The sequence below is a fragment of the Spiroplasma endosymbiont of Nomada ruficornis genome (genome assembly GCF_964030795.1).
GTDB classification, from domain to species: Bacteria; Bacillota_I; Bacilli_A; order Mycoplasmatales; family VBWQ01; genus Spiroplasma_E; species Spiroplasma_E ixodetis_A.
The window spans coordinates 82,903-100,012 of sequence record NZ_OZ034962.1; the positions used below are offsets into that span (position 1 = coordinate 82,903).

A 17,110-nucleotide genomic window follows, 5' to 3' on the forward strand; every position below is an offset into this window, starting at 1 on the left:
TAATTTTTAATTATTCATCAAATTGACCACCATTAATTCTTTCAATCATTGACTGTGAATTACTTATAATTTTTACTAATACAGATATTTCTTTATTTAATTGTTCCAATCTTTCTTTATATGTCTGAATTTCATTATTATAATATTCAATAATTTTTTCTTTATTCATTGCTTTTCACCTCCCTTATAAACTCATGTGATTGTAATCTCAATTTAATGAAGCATTATCATTATTTAATGGTACTTCGCTCATATTATCACTACCATAATATTGACTTGCAGTTTCACTATTAATAGTAAATCTATTGTCATTAATTAATCTTGCAGTTTCATCATTAAATGATGTTTCTTGCATTTCTTCATTATGATTTGTAGTTTCCATAGGTATTAAATTATGGATAATTTCACTTGCACCAGCAATTATGGTAGGTACTGCATAAGCATTATTAAAATCATTATTAATACCCATAGCAACACCACTTGATATTAAACATCCACCAGTAGCCATATTACAAATCTTTCTTATTGTTTCAAATTTATTAGGTACTAACTCCGTTAATCCATTAATAAGATTTGATATACCATAAGCATTTAATGAAATATAAGTATCTCAATCCATTAATGACTGATTTTCTTGCTTATTTAATAATAATCATGGAGGACCCTCAGTTGTAGTTGTAGTAGTTATTGGAGTTGGTGTTGTTGGAATAATAGGATTAATATTATTTTCAGTTCATTTACTATAATTTGCTAAACCAATTATTCCTAAACCTAATAGTATTTTTTTACTACTATTAATTAATTTAGTTTTTGTATTTGGTCTTTGATTTAAATTTCAAATATCTAAACCTAATTTTTTACCAAATAATAAACTATTAATTGAACCTAATAATGGATTATCTATTACTTGACCATAATAAGCACTTGTACCAATCATTGCACAAATTGGACTTATTCCAGTTCTAATTAATTTAGTTAAAGTATAATTTGATTGATTTTCTATACTTGGCATTTTCTATTCTCCTTTAATTTCTAATTTTTTAACTGTTACTTTAATTCAACCTTGATAAACATCATTATCACCAACTATTAATGCAACATTACTTTCGGGGTCAGAAACAATTATGTGTTTTGATTTAACATTTGGGTATTGTCTTAAAATAATTGCTCTAATATCATTACTTGTATGAATTTCTTTTGGAAATGGTGATAATATTTCAATTTCATCTTTATTTTCAAACAAAGTAGGTAAGATAATCATTAGTCAAATTCACCTTTTTCTATTTTTTCAATTAATAAATTTAAAATATTTTTGTCAAAATGAGAGTTTGTATAATTAATTTTTTTAGTTCATTTAATTATATCTTTCATATATTTAATTAATTTTTCTTTATTCATTATCAAATTCACCAATTTCAATATTTTTGTTTTTTATTTTAATTAAAAAATCTTTTAAACATATTTCTTCTCATATATAAAATTCTATTTGTTTAAAAGATTTAACATTAGTTCTTTCATTTTTAAGTCATATTATACGGTCTTCAATAATCTTAATTATTTTTTCTTTATTAATACAATTTTCATGATTATTCATTATTTATTATCCTTATTTTCAATTTGATTAGAAATTTCACTTAATATTTTCAATACTTTATATTCATTTTTTAATTCTTTAATAATAAATATTAAAAATATTATTAATGTTATAATTGTTATTAATATTGGTACTATTAATAAAATTTTTCATAATATCATTTTTTACTCTTTTCATTTTTTAAATCATTTAACATTAATTGAACAAAATGCACGATTTATATTCATATTTCAATTATTAAAGATTTCACCAGTTACTAAAATTTCATCATTTTTGTTTAATAAAATACATCGTCTATAAAATTTTGGGTTGTTAAAAATTAAAGTAACATAGTTTAAACCATTTCATTGTCCACGAACACTATAATATAATTCTTTATTACCTTTTTCGTAATATTTTGCTTCAATAGTGTTACTCAGTTTTACTGTTAATTTGACATAATTTGCTTTATCTTTCATGTTTATAATTTCCTTAAATAATATTGAATATGCTTATATGCATCTTGTTCATGTTTTGTTAATTTTATATTTCCTTTATAATTTTCTATTTTAGTTTTATTTTTTGGTTCACTTTCTAAATAATCTCAATTCATAACATCTTGTACTAATACCATTAATGCACCAATAATCTTAGGTGTTGCTAATGGATTAGTTAATAATTGTTTTGAGCTTAAAAAGAAATTTTCTACAATAACTAATATTTTTTGATTAATAAATTGTTTTTTAATTAATTTAAAATATTCTTTATATATATTTTTACTTTCTAAAACTGTTTTAGTTTTGAATGTTTCATTAAAAGTAATATTATTAGTTTCATGTGAATATATAACAATTCCATTATTACCAATTCCAGCGGGGTCAATTCCAATAATTAAGTCATATTGCATTATTAATCAAACTCACCATTATTTATTTTTTGAATTAATGAATAATATATTGAATCATTATTTGCACTTCTATATCCATCATTTTTAATTTTATTTTCTAAATATGTAATTAATTTTTCTTTATATTCATTAATAATTTCTTGGTCTTTATAAGAAAATGGTTTTTCTTTATTCATATTTATACCTCCTACTTAACCTAATATTTAAAATACAGTCATAACAAATTGCTTTACTATTTTTATCTCTTAAAAAATATTTTCTTGTTTTTATATCATTAGTATTAAAGAATAAATAATCTAATTTATGTTGTTTACATGTTCAACAAAAATACTTTTTCATTATGAGTTGAAATTTCCTTATAAGAAGTAACTAAATAATTAATTGGTAAATCATCATGTTTATATGGATTATTTATTTTAAAACCTTTTCTGTTTTCTTCTCACGTAATGTTATATTTAAAACAAGGATTAGTAATTTTAGTTTTGTTATCTGTTATTTCACCGATAAATCAACTATTATGCTGTTCATAAAATTTTAATGGTTCAAGTTTTATATCATTAAGATAATATTCTTTTGGAGCAGTTGGTTTATTAACAGTTATTTTTTGGTCTTTAATATATGGTTCTAATAATTTTATTAATTCATTACCACTTAATTCTCTTTTAATATTTTCTAAATTAAAAACTCAATATGTATATTTATCATCAGCAATAAAACTATTATTTTTAACCATTCATTTTGGACATTGTAATTTATATTCACCATAATCAATAAGAATAGATTGTGGTTTATCTTTAACAATTTGTTCTTTTTTAAATTCTATTTGCATAATAATCCTTTCCTAATATGTTCTGTTGCTTCTAGCATAAAGAACATATATTTTGATTTTTAGATTATTAATAATACTACTATTCGTTTTATTAATTCCATGAAAACTGGGCTCAAAAATAAATTGTGAAATTTTAAAAAGAAATCGAGGCATTCGATTCAATATTTATTTAATTTGCGTTAAACAAATTAATATTTTAATTGAACCGGCACCGCTCAATTTTTTTTACAAGTTTTAAATTTATTTTCTCGCCCAAAAAAATTTTTCAAAAAAAATAAAAAATAAAACCAACACTTGCTCACTGGGGAGTGGCAAGGTTGGTTAAATAAAGAATAGAATTAATACAATGGGTCCCTACAACAGGTCTATATATACTAGTTTCCAATTCGCTCCCACCCCAAGAATTACCATTAATGGTTAGTATATTTTATTAGGTATCACTCCACTTTTTATTTATCCATGCAAGTCCACATGCTAGCTACTATTTTTAACAACTGTGTTGTAGTTCACTTTTTTAGTTCCCCAACACGTGTTGATAATAGTGCTAAAGATTGTTATTAAAAATTTTAAAATTTTACAATTACAAAAAAAGACAAGATTATTTCTTGTCTTTTTCCTTGTTGATAATTTTAATTTAACTTACAAAATGTATATTTTATTTTTTTTAAATACGTCGAATATAAAATATAAATTTAATGTTTTAAGAAAAGAGAGTAATTTTGTCTAATTTTCATTATTTTTCAAATAATTCATTTTTGGAAATAAGTTACGAAATAATTTATTATCATATTAGTAACTTGCTAAATTGTAAAGGTAAGTGCAACTAAATTATTTTTCTATCCAAATATTCGATTGGTGAAAGATAATTTAGTATTTTTCTCGGTCTTTGATTTAAAGACAATATAAATTTATGAACTTCATTTTTATTAGTTTTTGAAAAAATAAATTTTTTAGGAAATTTTTCTCTCATTAAACCATTAGTATTTTCATTAGTACCTCTTTGTCAAGGTGAATATGGATTGTCAAAATAAATTTTTACATCTAAATTTTTTTCAAGTTGTTGTCAATTTGAAGATTCTTTGCCACGATCAAAAGTAATAGTTTTAACAATGTTTTTAGGAAGAATTGATAAATAATAACTGACATTTTTATTAATAACTTTAGTAGTTCTGTTTTTAACTAATATTGCTAAAGTAAATCGTGATACTCTTTCAACTAAAGTTGTTAAACATGATTTGCTTTTACCTCGTGATGATACTATAGTATCTCCTTCTCAATGACCAAGTGTTATACGATCATTAACATTTATATCTCGTTCTTTAATTGATTTACCATTAAACTTGCCACGATTTTCTTTAGATTTTCGTTTTTTACCTTTTCTTCTTAAATTTTTACTAGTAACTTTATCAAGCATTCCAAAATAAATTCAAGTATAAATTGTTTTAAAACTAATAACTCACTCTTTATGAAAATTTTTAATTCTGCCATAAATTTGTTCAGGTGATCAACCTAATAGTAATTTTTGTTGTACATATTTTACTAAATTCTTATTTTTAAACTTATGAAAACTAATATGTGATTGTTTTCGATTTTCAGCTTTATTTTGTGCAATTAATGAAAAATCATGATTATTATCTTTATTTCTATTAATTTCTCGAGTAATAGTACTAATACTTCGATTAAGATTTTTAGCTATATTGATTCTCAATATAAATCCTTTCATCTATGCCAAGATGTTTATAACTCATATAAAAACTCCTTACTTTTTTCTAAACTAAATTTAGCATTATGAAATTTTTATATGAGAATTTTTTGCAATTTTATTTACTTGCACTTACAAGTATAATTCAGCAATTCAGCAAAAAAGACTTAGAAAATACTGATATTATTTTTACTTATGAATTAATTAAAGTAGGTAGAAAATATAACAAAATAATTTTAAATACACATTTGGATTTAGAAAAATTTAATGCTCAAAATCCTGAACTTGAAAAAGTACCAACTAAAAAAGAATATAAAAAGTATGCTAATAAACCAAAATTAATGGCAAATAATTTTAAAAAACATTTTGTAAATCAAGTAATTGAAAAATCAATTTTAAGTGATGAACAAGTACAAAGTATTTTAGATAATATTGATAATAATTAAAATATCATATTTTATTAATTTTACATATTTTACAAATATAAAATAAAGTTATATTTATTATTGTAAAATATATTTTACTAATAAAATATATAAAATAATATACAATCAATATATAAAGGAGTGAAAAGAATGCCAATTGAAACCAAAAATGGTATAAAAAATAAAATATTGGAACGTGTAGAAAATACTGCAGCTTTTTCAAAAGAAAATTCAAAAGTGAAAGATAAAAGAATTACAACAGATATGATACCTAATATGTATTGTGAAAAAGAACTTGTTGAAGCTTTTAGAAAAGAAGCAAAAGAAAAAAGTGACTATATACAACTCTAATGAATGAAATTCTTAGAGAACGTTATGGGAAAGGAAACAAAAAAATGAAAATGATTAGTTTTTGTAACAAAAAAGGTGGGGTTGGTAAAACTACCCTTTGTAAAAACATTGCTTATAAATTGGCTTTAGAAAATAAAAAAGTTTTGGTTATTGATTTAGATAGTCAAGGTACTATAACATTAGAATTACAACAAGATAATACAGACATTAAGAAAACAATGGCGAAAATAATTGCTTCTGTTGAAGATATAAGTATTGATAAAATTATTCAAAAATCTAAGTATAAAAATATAGATATTATTGCTTCTAGTGAAAATGTTAGAAAATCAATTTTTTTAATAAAAGATTTATATGAAGAAAAAGAAAAATATTTAATTGGAGACTTAATATATAAAATTAATAAAAATATTTTTGATAATTATGATTATGTGTTAATTGATTATCCACCAACAGTAGATGAATTAAGTTTAAATTATTTATTAATTAGTGATTTAATATTAATTCCAATAAATAGTGGTATAGGTAGTTATAAAGGTATAGTTGATTTACAAAATACTTTGAATTATATTACTAATATTGATAAAAGAGATATGCCTGTAATTAAATTAGTTTTTAATAATATAAAGGATAATGAAAATACATCTAATATATTAGATTGACTAAAAGAAAAAAAATATAGCAATTATTTAGTAACTACCAATATTAAGCATTCTGATACATTTATTAAAACTGAAAATGATTTAAGTAGTATTTGGATAGTCAATACTATTGACGTCAAAAACAAGCATATGAAGAACTTATTAAAGAAATTATATAAAATAATAATGTATCTTCATTTCAATAAGTTAGTTAAGTAGCAATTAAAACTACAATATTATGTATTGTAGTGGAAAGTGTTATCAAAATTTATACATGATTTTACAAATTTTTAAAAAAATAAAATGTTAAAAGATAATTTAAAAAATATTAATTTAAAGGAAAACATAATGTCAAAATTTAATCTTGAATTTATTAAAGAACAAGTTTCAAACTCTATTTTTAATCGTGGCTTAATTATGTATAAAAATAACAGTATTAAAATAATAAACAAAAAGATAAATAATATTGCAAAAAATCAATCATTAATAATTGAATGTAAAGTATTATCTTCACAAAGTCAGGAAGAATACGAAGTAAATTTATATTTTGACTTTTATGATGGTGATATTATTTTTACTAACAAATATTGTGATTGCATGTATTTTCAAATTAATAATGCAACTTGTAAACATATCATTGCTTCGTTAATTTATTGTTATCATAAATCATCAAATCAATTTTTAATTTGATCAGGTTTAGAAAATGAACACAAAAATTTAATTTCTTTTTTTCAAAACCAAGAAAAACAAAACGAAAATCCAATGATTCCTATAGTAAAATGTAATATTAGAATTACTATTGAAAATATGTCATTAGCAAAATTACAACTTAAAGTTGGTATTAATCAATTATTTGAAGTTAAAAATATTTTTGAATTTATTAAATTGATTACTGATACTAACCCTACTATTTTTGAACAAAAAACATTTTTAAAAAAATATGGCTTTTCATTAAATAAACAAGAACAAAAATTATCTATTAATTTACAAAAAATTGTTAATTTTTTGTATGATGAATTTGAAATATTTAATATGAAATTACCTAATGGTAACATTATTAATTTTTATAATTTTGAGGATAATAATAGTAAATTTAGGTTATTATCAGTTCAATTGGAACGCCTTTTAAAAAAAATAAAAGGCGAAACAATAGACTTAATATATTTAGGAACAATATATAATGACATTTTAATTACTGAAGAAAACTATGAATCAAAATTAAATATTAATTTAGTTAATAACCAGATAATTATTAGTAATCAAAAAGAAAAACCTTTATTTTTAACCTCAAAACTACAAAGTATTTTAGAAAATAAAAAAGTTTTATTTTTAGCAAATAATCAAAAAAATAATTGTAAAATTTTACAAACTATGAATTCTCAAAATCAAATATCATTTGATGAAAATGATAAACAAGATGTTATACAATACATAATTTCACCGTTATTAAAACGTAATAATAATATTGTTATTGATCCAATAATCACTAATAATATTATTAATACTAAACTAATTATTGAAAGTTATTTTGATTTTGATGGAGAATATGTTATTTTAAAATCTGTTTTCAAATATGATGATATTATTTTTGATATTAATGATAATAGTAGTAATCCAAATAAAATTGTTCTTCGGGATTACATAAAAGAGAAAAATTATTTATATCTTTTTTCTACACTACCTTTTGAAAAAAATGGTGATAAATTGGTATTAAATGATTTAGAATCAATTATTAAATTGGTATCTAACCTTTTACCTGTAATAGAACAGCAATCAATTATTTACTATACTGAAAATTTTCAAAATGTGCGATTAATAAAAACAAAAATCAATAATTCAAATATTAGTATTAATGAAAATCAACAACTTTTAGAATTTAATTTTAGTTTAGAAAATATTGCACAAGATGAACTTAAATCAATTTTTATTTCAATAAAAAATGAAAAAAAATATCACCGTTTTGAAAATGGCAATATTGTTGATTTAAAAAATAAAACATTAATAAACTTCGTTAAATTATCAGATAAATTTGATATACCATTAGAAAATTTTGCAACTGGTAAATTTTTAATTCCTAAATATCATGCTCCTTTTTTGAATGAAGAACTTTCTAATTTTAAAGATGTATCTCTTAATAAGAGTTTATACTTTACTGAGTTAATTACAAAAATTACAAATTTTAATGATAATGATATTACTGTTTCGTCTTCATTAAATGCTGTTCTTCGTGATTATCAAATTAAAGGACATAAATGATTAAAAACATTAGCATTATTTGGTTTTGGTGGTATTTTAGCTGATGAAATGGGTCTTGGAAAGACTTTACAAACCATTAGTTATATTGTTAAAGAATATGAGTTAAATTCACATATGGAGCCAATCCTTATTATCGCTCCTGCTTCGATTATTTATAATTGAAAAAATGAATTTAAAAAGTTTGCTCCACAATTAAAAAAAATTATCGTTGATGGAACTAAACAAATACGTAAAGAAATTTTGAAAAATTATAAAAATTACCAAATATTAATTACTTCATATCCGTTATTACGTCGTGATTTTATTGAATATGATAGTTTATCATTTTCACATTGTTTTATTGATGAAGCTCAACATATTAAAAATCCTGCTTCATTAAATGCTAAAGTAACAAAAGGTATTAATTCTACAATTAAATTCGCTTTAACTGGAACCCCAATTGAAAATAATTTAACCGAATTATGATCAATTTTTGATTTTGTACTACCAGGGTTATTACTTTCACACCATAAATTTCAAAAACAATATGAAATACCTATCACTCGTAAACAAGATAAAGTATTATTAAAACAATTAATTAAAAAAACAAAACCATTTATTTTACGTCGTTTAAAAAATGAAGTTATTACTGAATTACCTAACAAAATAGAAAATAAAGTTATTATTGAAATGACTTCTCGTCAAAAAAAGATCTATGCGGCTTATGCTATGGCAGCACGTAAGGAATTAGAAGATTCTATTAATAATAAAAATTTTTATAAAAACAAAATTCAATTTCTTACTGCATTAATGCGCTTGCGACAAATTTGCTGTGATCCAAGCATTATTGATAACAATTATGAACAAGAAAGTGCTAAACTTAATATTTTACATGATATTTTAGAAGAACTTATTTCTTTTAAACATAAAATTTTAATTTTTTCTCAATTTACTAAAATCTTAAAAAAAATAATACCAATTTTAAAAAAATTAAAAATTAATTATTTATATTTAGATGGTAAAACGGATTCTAAATCACGAGTATTATTGGTTGAAGAATTTAATAATAATAGTAATATTAGTGTTTTTTTAATTTCTTTAAAAGCTGGGGGAGTTGGTTTAAATTTAACATCAGCAGATGTTGTTATTCATTTTGATCCTTGATGAAATCCTTCCATTGAAAATCAAGCAACAGACCGTGCTCATCGTATTGGACAGAAAAAGGTTGTTCAAGTAATAAAATTAATTACTAAAGGAACAATTGAAGAAAAAATCATTACTATTCAAAATCAAAAATTAGACATTATTAATTCAGTATTTGATGGTAATAATGATACACAATTAATTACTAATTTAACAGAAACGGAATTAATGAATTTATTAACACCTATTTAAATTTAAGAAATATGAAACATTTAAAATTATATAAAAAAGCCCAACAGCTAGGGTTGGGAATTCGAGAGCTATACTCTCTTGCACAGCGTTAACTGTACTAACAAATTAATTGCTGAATTATACTTGTAAGTGCAAGTAAATAAAATTGCAAAAAATTCTCATATAAAAATTTCATAATGCTAAATTTAGTTTAGAAAAAAGTAAGGAGTTTTTATATGAGTTATAAACATCTTGGCATAGATGAAAGGATTTATATTGAGAATCAATTGAAATTTAAATTTAAAATTAGTGAAATAGCTAAAAATCTTAATCGAAGTATTAGTACTATTATTCGAGAAATTAATAGAAATAAAGATAATAATCATTATTTTTCATTAATTGCACAAAATAAAGCTGAAAATCGAAAACAATCACATATTAGTTTTCATAAGTTTAAAAATAAGAATTTAGTAAAATATGTACAACAAAAATTACTATTAGGTTGATCATCTGAACAAATTTATGGCAGAATTAAAAATTTTCATAAAGAGTGAGTTATTAGTTTTAAAACAATTTATACTTGAATTTATTTTGGAATGCTTGATAAAGTTACTAGTAAAAATTTAAGAAGAAAAGGTAAAAAACGAAAATCTAAAGAAAATCGTGGCAAGTTTAATGGTAAATCAATTAAAGAACGAGATATAAATGTTAATGATCGTATAACACTTGGTCATTGAGAAGGAGATACTATAGTATCATCACGAGGTAAAAGCAAATCATGTTTAATAACTTTAGTTGAAAGAGTATCACGATTTACTTTAGCAATATTAGTTAAAAACAGAACTACTAAAGTTATTAATAAAAATGTCAGTTATTATTTATCAATTCTTCCTAAAAACATTGTTAAAACTATTACTTTTGATCGTGGCAAAGAATTTTCAAATTGACAACAACTTGAAAAAAATTTAGATGTAAAAATTTATTTTGCCAATCCATATTCACCTTGACAAAGAGGTACTAATGAAAATACTAATGGTTTAATTAGAGAAAAATTTCCTAAAAAATTTATTTTTTCAAAAACTAATAAAAATGAAGTTCATAAATTTATATTGTCTTTAAATCAAAGACCGAGAAAAATACTAAATTATCTTTCACCAATCGAATATTTGGATAGAAAAATAATTTAGTTGCACTTACCTTTACAATTTAGCATCAACGTAGATTTCATTTGTTTAAAAGGAGAACTTTATGGAAAAATCAAAAGAGCAAAGTCTTCAAATTAAACAATTAAGGTTATGAATTAAAAAAAATCACTACTTATTAAGTAAAAAATAGTTTTATATATGATAAATCTATTTCTTTTTTACAAAGAGTTTGAATAAAAATTTTATTATTAAATAATATAAAATTAAGATTATCAATAACTTCTTTATTTTCTAATATAACCAAAAGTTCATTATTTTGCTCATAAAACTTAAATCTATAATTATATTTTTTTAACAGTTTTATAGTAATCAAAATATTACTAGTAATTAAAATTCAAACTTTATTAATATTAAAAGTTCTTATTGAACCGTCATAAAGTAATTTTCCTAATTCCATAATAGTAAAATTGTCAATGATATCTTTAACTTCATTAATCATATGTGTAGTTAAAAGAATAGTTTTTCCTTTTGATTTTAAATCTTTTAAAATATTATTAAATTGTTTACGTGATTCTGAATCTAAATTAGCTCCTGGTTCATCTAAAATTATTAGATCTGGATCATTAACTAATGCATGAATTATCATAATACGATTTTTCATTCCTGAAGAAAAAGAGTTTAATTTTTTATTACGATGTTCTCATAAATTAAACATTATTAAATACTTTTTTATATTTTGATTTAAAATTTCATCACTAATAATTGTTGCTCGTCCTAACATTTTTAAAAAAATATAAGCTGTTAAATCTTGAGGAAAATTTTCTAAATTTAAAGAAAATCCTAAACTGGATTTTGATTTTGCACTTCCAGCTTTATAATTATTAATAGTAATAATACCATTATAATTATTATCAGATATTGCACCAATAATTGATTTTAATAAAACAGATTTACCACTACCAGATTGGCCAACTAAAGCATGAATAGTTCCTTTAATAACTTTAAAACTAATATTGCTAATATTAAATTTTTTTAATTTAATACTATAATCTTCCACATTAATAATAATATTGTTATTCACTTCTTACACTCCTAACTAATTTTTTTCTTTAAAAATATTACATAAGATACATAAAATAAAATAACTGAAATAATAATATAAACATAAGTAATTATTGAAATATTTTGAAAATATTCAATTTTATCAATATTTATTTTATTTTTAATAAAATTTAGTTTAAAATCATGATAACTAAATAAAGTATTTTTTTGTGTGTCAAAATCAATATTAGAAAAAGGGTAAATTTCAAATCAAAAATCACCATAATAACCCATAAAATAAGTTCATATTTGATTTCAATGTTCAATAATATTTATATAATTTAAAATTTGATATGTATTAACAGAATTAATGTATTTTTTATAGTTATTATTTATAGTAATATCATTGTTAATGATATTACTATAAATGCGAACTTGTTCATAAATGTAATCTTCAACTGTTCTAATAACATAATATACTGGGTTATAGAAAATTTTGTTAAATTGATTTCGAAAATCAAATTGATATTTATAAGTTGATAAAAATATATCTTTAATTTCATAATCATTAATTGCTTTTTTACTATCAGTTTCTCCTTTAATAGCAATAAAACTTTTATGAATATCATTGTCAGAAATTAATAAAGTTGTTGCTTTAGTTTTTTGTGTTAACATAAATGTATTAATGTTATTACATTCAAGATTATAATCATTTATTAAATCCAATAAATCTTGAAAAATTTTATTACTATTTAAGTTTAATTTTAAAAAATCTAAATCTTTAAAATAACTATTAAAAGTTATTTGTAATATGATAGTTTTATTAATATAATCTACTGGTCTTCATATTGTAACTTTGCCTTCAAATTTTTTGACTACAGAATCTTGATCAATAAGTCCTAAACTTCTATAAAAATTAATTCTTTTATTAATAACATTTTCTGAATTAATGTCACTTAATTCTAAAGAAGTTAATCCAGAATAAAAAGTAAAAATACTTTTTGTTAAATTATGATATTTAATTAAATTATTTTTTAAATTTTCCTTAAACAAAATTGAATTTTTAATTTGTCTTACATTATATGAGTCATTATTTTTAAAACTCAAAATAATGTTATCAGTTTTTATTTTATTAAATGAATAAGGCAAACCACCCAATAAAAATAAACTACAAAAAATACTAAAAATTAAAAAAACAGGTTGTGAGTGTATAAATGCTAATAATACTACAACAGCAATAGTTAATAAAATACTAAACAAAAAACAAAAAACAAAAAATTTAAAAATAGTAATAACATGAAAAATTAAATATTGTTCATTAAATATAAAACCAAAAGTGGCAGCTATTATTAATAAAACTATCAAATTAAATAAAATAAAAATGAAATTATTAAAAAAAAGAACAATATATTGTGTTAGAATAATATTTTTTCTTGAATATGGTTTTGTAATTAAAAGTAAAAAAGAACTATCTTCAATTGGAATACCAAATATTTTTATAGCATTCATTACAACAAAAATAAATAAAAGAATGTTATAAAAAATAATAAAATAATATTGAAAATCATTAAAAATGATATCATTTGATAAATTTAAAGAAAATAAAATTAAAGAACTTATTAAAGAAAATAATAATGAAAATAAAAATAAAAAAATTGTAATGAAAGAATGATTAATTTTAAATAAAATTAATTCAAAAAGTTTAATTCAAGATTTACTTTTATTTTTCATAAAAAATCCTCTTTTTAAATTTATTATTAAACCTATAATTTGTTATATATTACTTTTAATTTCAAATATTACTATCTGATTTTTTAATTATTAATTTATTAAATGTTATATAACTATTTTTATTTGTATTATCTCTAGCTTTTTTATTACCAAAAATAAAACTAAAATCGTCAATAGTAATATTTAAGTAAGAATAATAATTTAAAGGATTTTTAATTACTTCTAGTGTAGAAGCATCTATGTTTCGAATAAATTCAGAATTTTTCAAAGTTGCATCTTCTTTTCAGCAACCATTTAATAGTATTCTAAATTCTGTATTATTAGAAATTACTCCTTCTGTTATTGCTTTTTCTTTCATTTTTTCACTAAAATAATTATTAACATCGAATAAACTTTTATTTTCAGAAACATATGAATTAAAGTCTGTTTTATCCATATACATAATTAATGCATTTTCTTCGTTAATAATACTAAATGGGATTTTAATAAAACCATCTAAAGAAAAAATTTTTCCTAATGCTTGAGATACAAAATTTACTCATTCTTGTCTTGTCTGATTTTTACGAATTGTAATAAAATTAAAATTAATTCTTTCTAAGGTTAAACCTGAAATAGTTCAATTATTTAATTAAATTTTTCCAAAATTTTTAATATTTGATTTATCTTTTTCAATTTTTGATTTTGTTGTGCTACTTAAATTCGAATCAATTCATTTATCTAAATCTTTTTTAAAATCTTCAACTATTATATTAAAATATTCTTTTAAGTAATCTATTGAATCAATCCTTGATTTATTAAATGCATTATAAAAATGATTTGCTTCATTATATATATTTTTTAATTTTTACATCATTTTTTTCCAAAAAGGTACTTTCATTAATAACAATCTTGTTATTATTTAATATTCTAAGTAAAATTTCCTTAGCTTTATCAATTATGTTATGATTATCTTTAGTTATATCAATATTCACAAGATAATCTTCTATTTTATTTTTAATTTCTAATGAGGCTGCTTGAATTACTGAAAATATATTTGCACCTGTGTTTGCAAAATATATAATATATTCTTGATTTAAATCTTTATTTTGCAATTTATTATTATCATCTTTATATGATAATAATAAATTTAAATTTATTTTAATAGAATATCAAAATTCTATATTTAATTTATCTGGACTATAATTTTGAATGCCAAAATTAACTTCTTCTTTTTTTCATTTAAAAGGAACTTTTTTAAAATTGCTTCTATTAGTAGAAATCTTTAATATATCATCATTTGATATTCCATTAAATAATAATCTTAAATTATTATCAAGTATTAATTTATTAGTAATATTAATATTAATTATTTTTCGTATTCTTTTAGTAAAAGCATTAATAAGATTAATATTATCAATAATTACCTCTTTTTCAGAAGAAAGATTTTTTAAAATATTAAAATAATCTTTACCTGATACAAATTCATCTTGAAAAAATAAATTTGCATTTGAATTTGTTAAATCTCCAAATCCTTCTTTAATTTTATCTTGTGTTTTAATTAATAATTCTTGTATACTATTCCCATTATTAATTATTGGACTTATTGGTTCTTGACCACCACCACAAGCAATAACACTTGTACTTGCTGTTCCAATTAAAGTTATTACTGCTAACATACTAAGTAATTTCTTCATATCTTTTACCCCCTAAATTCTAAATTTTGTTATTAAAATTTTACAATATTTCTAAAATAAATCTTCATATATGCTTACTGCATAAATAATTAGTTAAGAAAGAAAAAAAAGAGAAAGAATTGATAATTGGAATGGTAACACTTTTTAGGACTATTTTTTGGTAGACATTTGTTTTTGGCTTTAACTGGAGTTAAGTAGTTTAGAATGCTGTGGATTCTTATGTTGTTGTATCAGTTGATATAATCAAATAATTCGAATTTTAATTGGATTAATGATGTAAAATTTTTATCATTAATAAATTCAGTCTTAAAAGTTTTAAAAATTGCTTCAGCAACAGCATTGTCATAAGGACAACCTTTTTTGCTTAAAGAATGGTTAATATTGAATGCTAATAAAAATTTATCAATAATTTTATTATTAAATTCATTACCACAATCACTATGAAATATTTGAATATCTTTTAAACAGCGATTTGATTGCATAAATGCTTGATGTACTAATGCTGCATTTTTTTAGTATCTACACACTATGTCCAATAATTTCGCGGTTGTATAGGTCAATTAATAAGCAAATATAGTTTCATTTACCATAACTTGAACATAAGTTAAATCATCAACAATAACTTCATTTTTAATTTTATTATTAAAGTTTCTATTAACAAGATTGGTGATTTTTTCATCATTTACTTTATTATGGTTTTTATAATTTAATTTGGTATATTTTGATATTAAATTATGTTTATTCATAATTTCTTTAATTTTTCGTCTTGATAAATAAATTTTTTGGTTTTTTAGTATGACTTTTAATCTTCTTGTTCCATAAACACATTTATTTTAAAAGCACTAATAACAGTTTCATAATAAATATTATTTTGAATTTTATTTTCTTTTTTCTTTAAATTAAAATAATATTTTGATTTAGAAATTTTTAAAAAATGACACATTGTGCGAATTTTATATTTAAATTTATTATTGGCAATAATTTCTATTTTTTGCCTATTATTAGTGCTGCTTGCTTTAAAATATCATTTTCCATTTGTAACTGTTTTAATTATTTTCTTAATTTAATTAATTCATTTTCTTCAATAGAATGATTATTTTTAGCTTTAAAGTTGCCTGAATTAGTAAATTGCTTAATTCAATTATAAGTAGCTGCTCTTGTAACATTATATTCTTTAGCAAGACAAGATAATGATTTACCACTTTGATATAAAGCTACTATTTGTGTTTTAAATTCATTTGAATATGAGTTAATATTGGTCATAATTATAGTTCCTTTCTTTTAATTAATTTGTTAACTTGTCTACGTAATTAGTGTCCAATAAATTGGAGCCCATCTATAAACTTTATTATGAACTAATTGAGTTTATAGATGTAATTAACTTGCTTTTGAATGAAAAAACTAAATAAATGTATTTTTACTGTCAATATCGAGTGAAAATTTCCCAAAAATATTTATCAAAAAAAAATAAAAAAGAAGTAAAATT

At 20.9% G+C, this 17,110-nt stretch carries 21 protein-coding genes and 1 pseudogene; 5 read left to right on the forward strand and 17 right to left on the reverse strand.

Annotated features, from left to right (window positions below; all coding sequences use genetic code 4):
* Positions 1-10 precede the first annotated feature (10 nt).
* From AAHM79_RS00400 to AAHM79_RS00455, 12 genes are all read right to left on the reverse strand, one after another.
* Positions 11-169, reverse strand: coding sequence for a hypothetical protein (locus tag AAHM79_RS00400; RefSeq protein WP_338959443.1), 159 nt, complete (start codon positions 167-169; stop codon positions 11-13).
* Positions 170-184: 15 nt separating this feature from the next.
* Positions 185-1,012 carry a hypothetical protein gene (locus tag AAHM79_RS00405; protein WP_338959441.1) on the reverse strand — a complete coding sequence of 276 codons (828 nt, stop codon included), beginning with the start codon at positions 1,010-1,012 and terminating at the stop codon, positions 185-187.
* A 3-nt stretch (positions 1,013-1,015) separates the two neighbouring features.
* Positions 1,016-1,261, reverse strand: a complete 246-nt coding sequence (locus AAHM79_RS00410) for a hypothetical protein (RefSeq protein WP_338959439.1) — start codon at positions 1,259-1,261, stop codon at positions 1,016-1,018.
* Positions 1,261-1,398, reverse strand: a complete 138-nt coding sequence (locus AAHM79_RS00415; protein ID WP_342257808.1) for a hypothetical protein — start codon at positions 1,396-1,398, stop codon at positions 1,261-1,263. The genes AAHM79_RS00410 and AAHM79_RS00415 overlap by 1 nt, the downstream gene beginning before the upstream one ends.
* Entirely contained in the window at positions 1,391-1,594 is a 204-nt protein-coding gene (locus tag AAHM79_RS00420; RefSeq protein ID WP_342257809.1) for a hypothetical protein, read from the reverse strand. The genes AAHM79_RS00415 and AAHM79_RS00420 overlap by 8 nt, the downstream gene beginning before the upstream one ends.
* Complete coding sequence (locus AAHM79_RS00425; RefSeq protein WP_338959435.1) at positions 1,594-1,755, reverse strand: hypothetical protein; 162 nt, start codon at positions 1,753-1,755, stop codon at positions 1,594-1,596. Before AAHM79_RS00425 ends, AAHM79_RS00420 begins: the two co-directional genes overlap by 1 nt.
* Before the next feature lie 3 nt (positions 1,756-1,758).
* Complete coding sequence (locus AAHM79_RS00430) at positions 1,759-2,052, reverse strand: hypothetical protein (RefSeq protein ID WP_339040127.1); 294 nt, start codon at positions 2,050-2,052, stop codon at positions 1,759-1,761.
* A 2-nt stretch (positions 2,053-2,054) separates the two neighbouring features.
* Entirely contained in the window at positions 2,055-2,480 is a 426-nt protein-coding gene (locus AAHM79_RS00435; protein WP_339040146.1) for a hypothetical protein, read from the reverse strand.
* Between the two features lie 2 nt (positions 2,481-2,482).
* Positions 2,483-2,656 (reverse strand): hypothetical protein, encoded by a 174-nt coding sequence (locus tag AAHM79_RS00440; protein WP_339040130.1) that lies wholly within the window; start codon positions 2,654-2,656, stop codon positions 2,483-2,485.
* A 134-nt stretch (positions 2,657-2,790) separates the two neighbouring features.
* Positions 2,791-3,309 carry a hypothetical protein gene (locus AAHM79_RS00445; protein ID WP_339040131.1) on the reverse strand — a complete coding sequence of 173 codons (519 nt, stop codon included), beginning with the start codon at positions 3,307-3,309 and terminating at the stop codon, positions 2,791-2,793.
* Between the two features lie 12 nt (positions 3,310-3,321).
* Positions 3,322-3,462, reverse strand: a complete 141-nt coding sequence (locus tag AAHM79_RS00450; RefSeq protein ID WP_342257810.1) for a hypothetical protein — start codon at positions 3,460-3,462, stop codon at positions 3,322-3,324.
* 670 nt (positions 3,463-4,132) lie between these two features.
* A complete protein-coding gene (locus tag AAHM79_RS00455) occupies positions 4,133-5,017 on the reverse strand; it encodes an IS30 family transposase (RefSeq protein ID WP_342257811.1) in 885 nt (294 codons plus the stop codon).
* An 80-nt stretch (positions 5,018-5,097) separates the two neighbouring features.
* On the opposite strand from AAHM79_RS00455, the gene AAHM79_RS00460 reads away from it, so the two are divergent.
* The 5 genes from AAHM79_RS00460 (at position 5,098) to AAHM79_RS00480 (ending at position 11,221) form a co-directional block, all read left to right on the forward strand.
* The gene (locus AAHM79_RS00460) at positions 5,098-5,457 is read left to right on the forward strand and encodes a hypothetical protein (protein ID WP_342257812.1); all 360 of its coding nucleotides are present in this window, start codon (positions 5,098-5,100) and stop codon (positions 5,455-5,457) included.
* 129 nt (positions 5,458-5,586) lie between these two features.
* Entirely contained in the window at positions 5,587-5,787 is a 201-nt protein-coding gene (locus AAHM79_RS00465; RefSeq protein WP_342257813.1) for a hypothetical protein, read from the forward strand.
* Positions 5,788-5,831: 44 nt separating this feature from the next.
* Entirely contained in the window at positions 5,832-6,644 is an 813-nt protein-coding gene (locus AAHM79_RS00470) for a ParA family protein (protein ID WP_342257814.1), read from the forward strand.
* Between the two features lie 129 nt (positions 6,645-6,773).
* Positions 6,774-10,055 (forward strand): DEAD/DEAH box helicase, encoded by a 3,282-nt coding sequence (locus AAHM79_RS00475; protein ID WP_342257815.1) that lies wholly within the window; start codon positions 6,774-6,776, stop codon positions 10,053-10,055.
* A gap of 215 nt (positions 10,056-10,270) precedes the next feature.
* On the forward strand, positions 10,271-11,221 hold the full coding sequence (locus AAHM79_RS00480) for an IS30 family transposase (RefSeq protein ID WP_342257661.1): 951 nt from the start codon (positions 10,271-10,273) through the stop codon (positions 11,219-11,221).
* Between the two features lie 133 nt (positions 11,222-11,354).
* Here the strand turns inward: AAHM79_RS00480 and AAHM79_RS00485 are convergent, their stop codons facing one another.
* The 5 genes and pseudogenes from AAHM79_RS00485 to AAHM79_RS09590 all read right to left on the reverse strand — a co-directional run bounded on the left by AAHM79_RS00485 (position 11,355) and on the right by AAHM79_RS09590 (position 16,887).
* Entirely contained in the window at positions 11,355-12,260 is a 906-nt protein-coding gene (locus tag AAHM79_RS00485; RefSeq protein WP_342257816.1) for an ABC transporter ATP-binding protein, read from the reverse strand.
* Between the two features lie 11 nt (positions 12,261-12,271).
* The gene (locus AAHM79_RS00490; protein ID WP_342257817.1) at positions 12,272-13,951 is read right to left on the reverse strand and encodes a hypothetical protein; all 1,680 of its coding nucleotides are present in this window, start codon (positions 13,949-13,951) and stop codon (positions 12,272-12,274) included.
* 55 nt (positions 13,952-14,006) lie between these two features.
* Entirely contained in the window at positions 14,007-14,387 is a 381-nt protein-coding gene (locus AAHM79_RS00495) for a hypothetical protein (protein WP_342257818.1), read from the reverse strand.
* Positions 14,388-14,775: 388 nt separating this feature from the next.
* Positions 14,776-15,624 carry a lipoprotein gene (locus tag AAHM79_RS00500; protein WP_342257819.1) on the reverse strand — a complete coding sequence of 283 codons (849 nt, stop codon included), beginning with the start codon at positions 15,622-15,624 and terminating at the stop codon, positions 14,776-14,778.
* 89 nt (positions 15,625-15,713) lie between these two features.
* Positions 15,714-16,887: pseudogene (locus AAHM79_RS09590) on the reverse strand (IS3 family transposase).
* Positions 16,888-17,110: the final 223 nt, after the last annotated feature.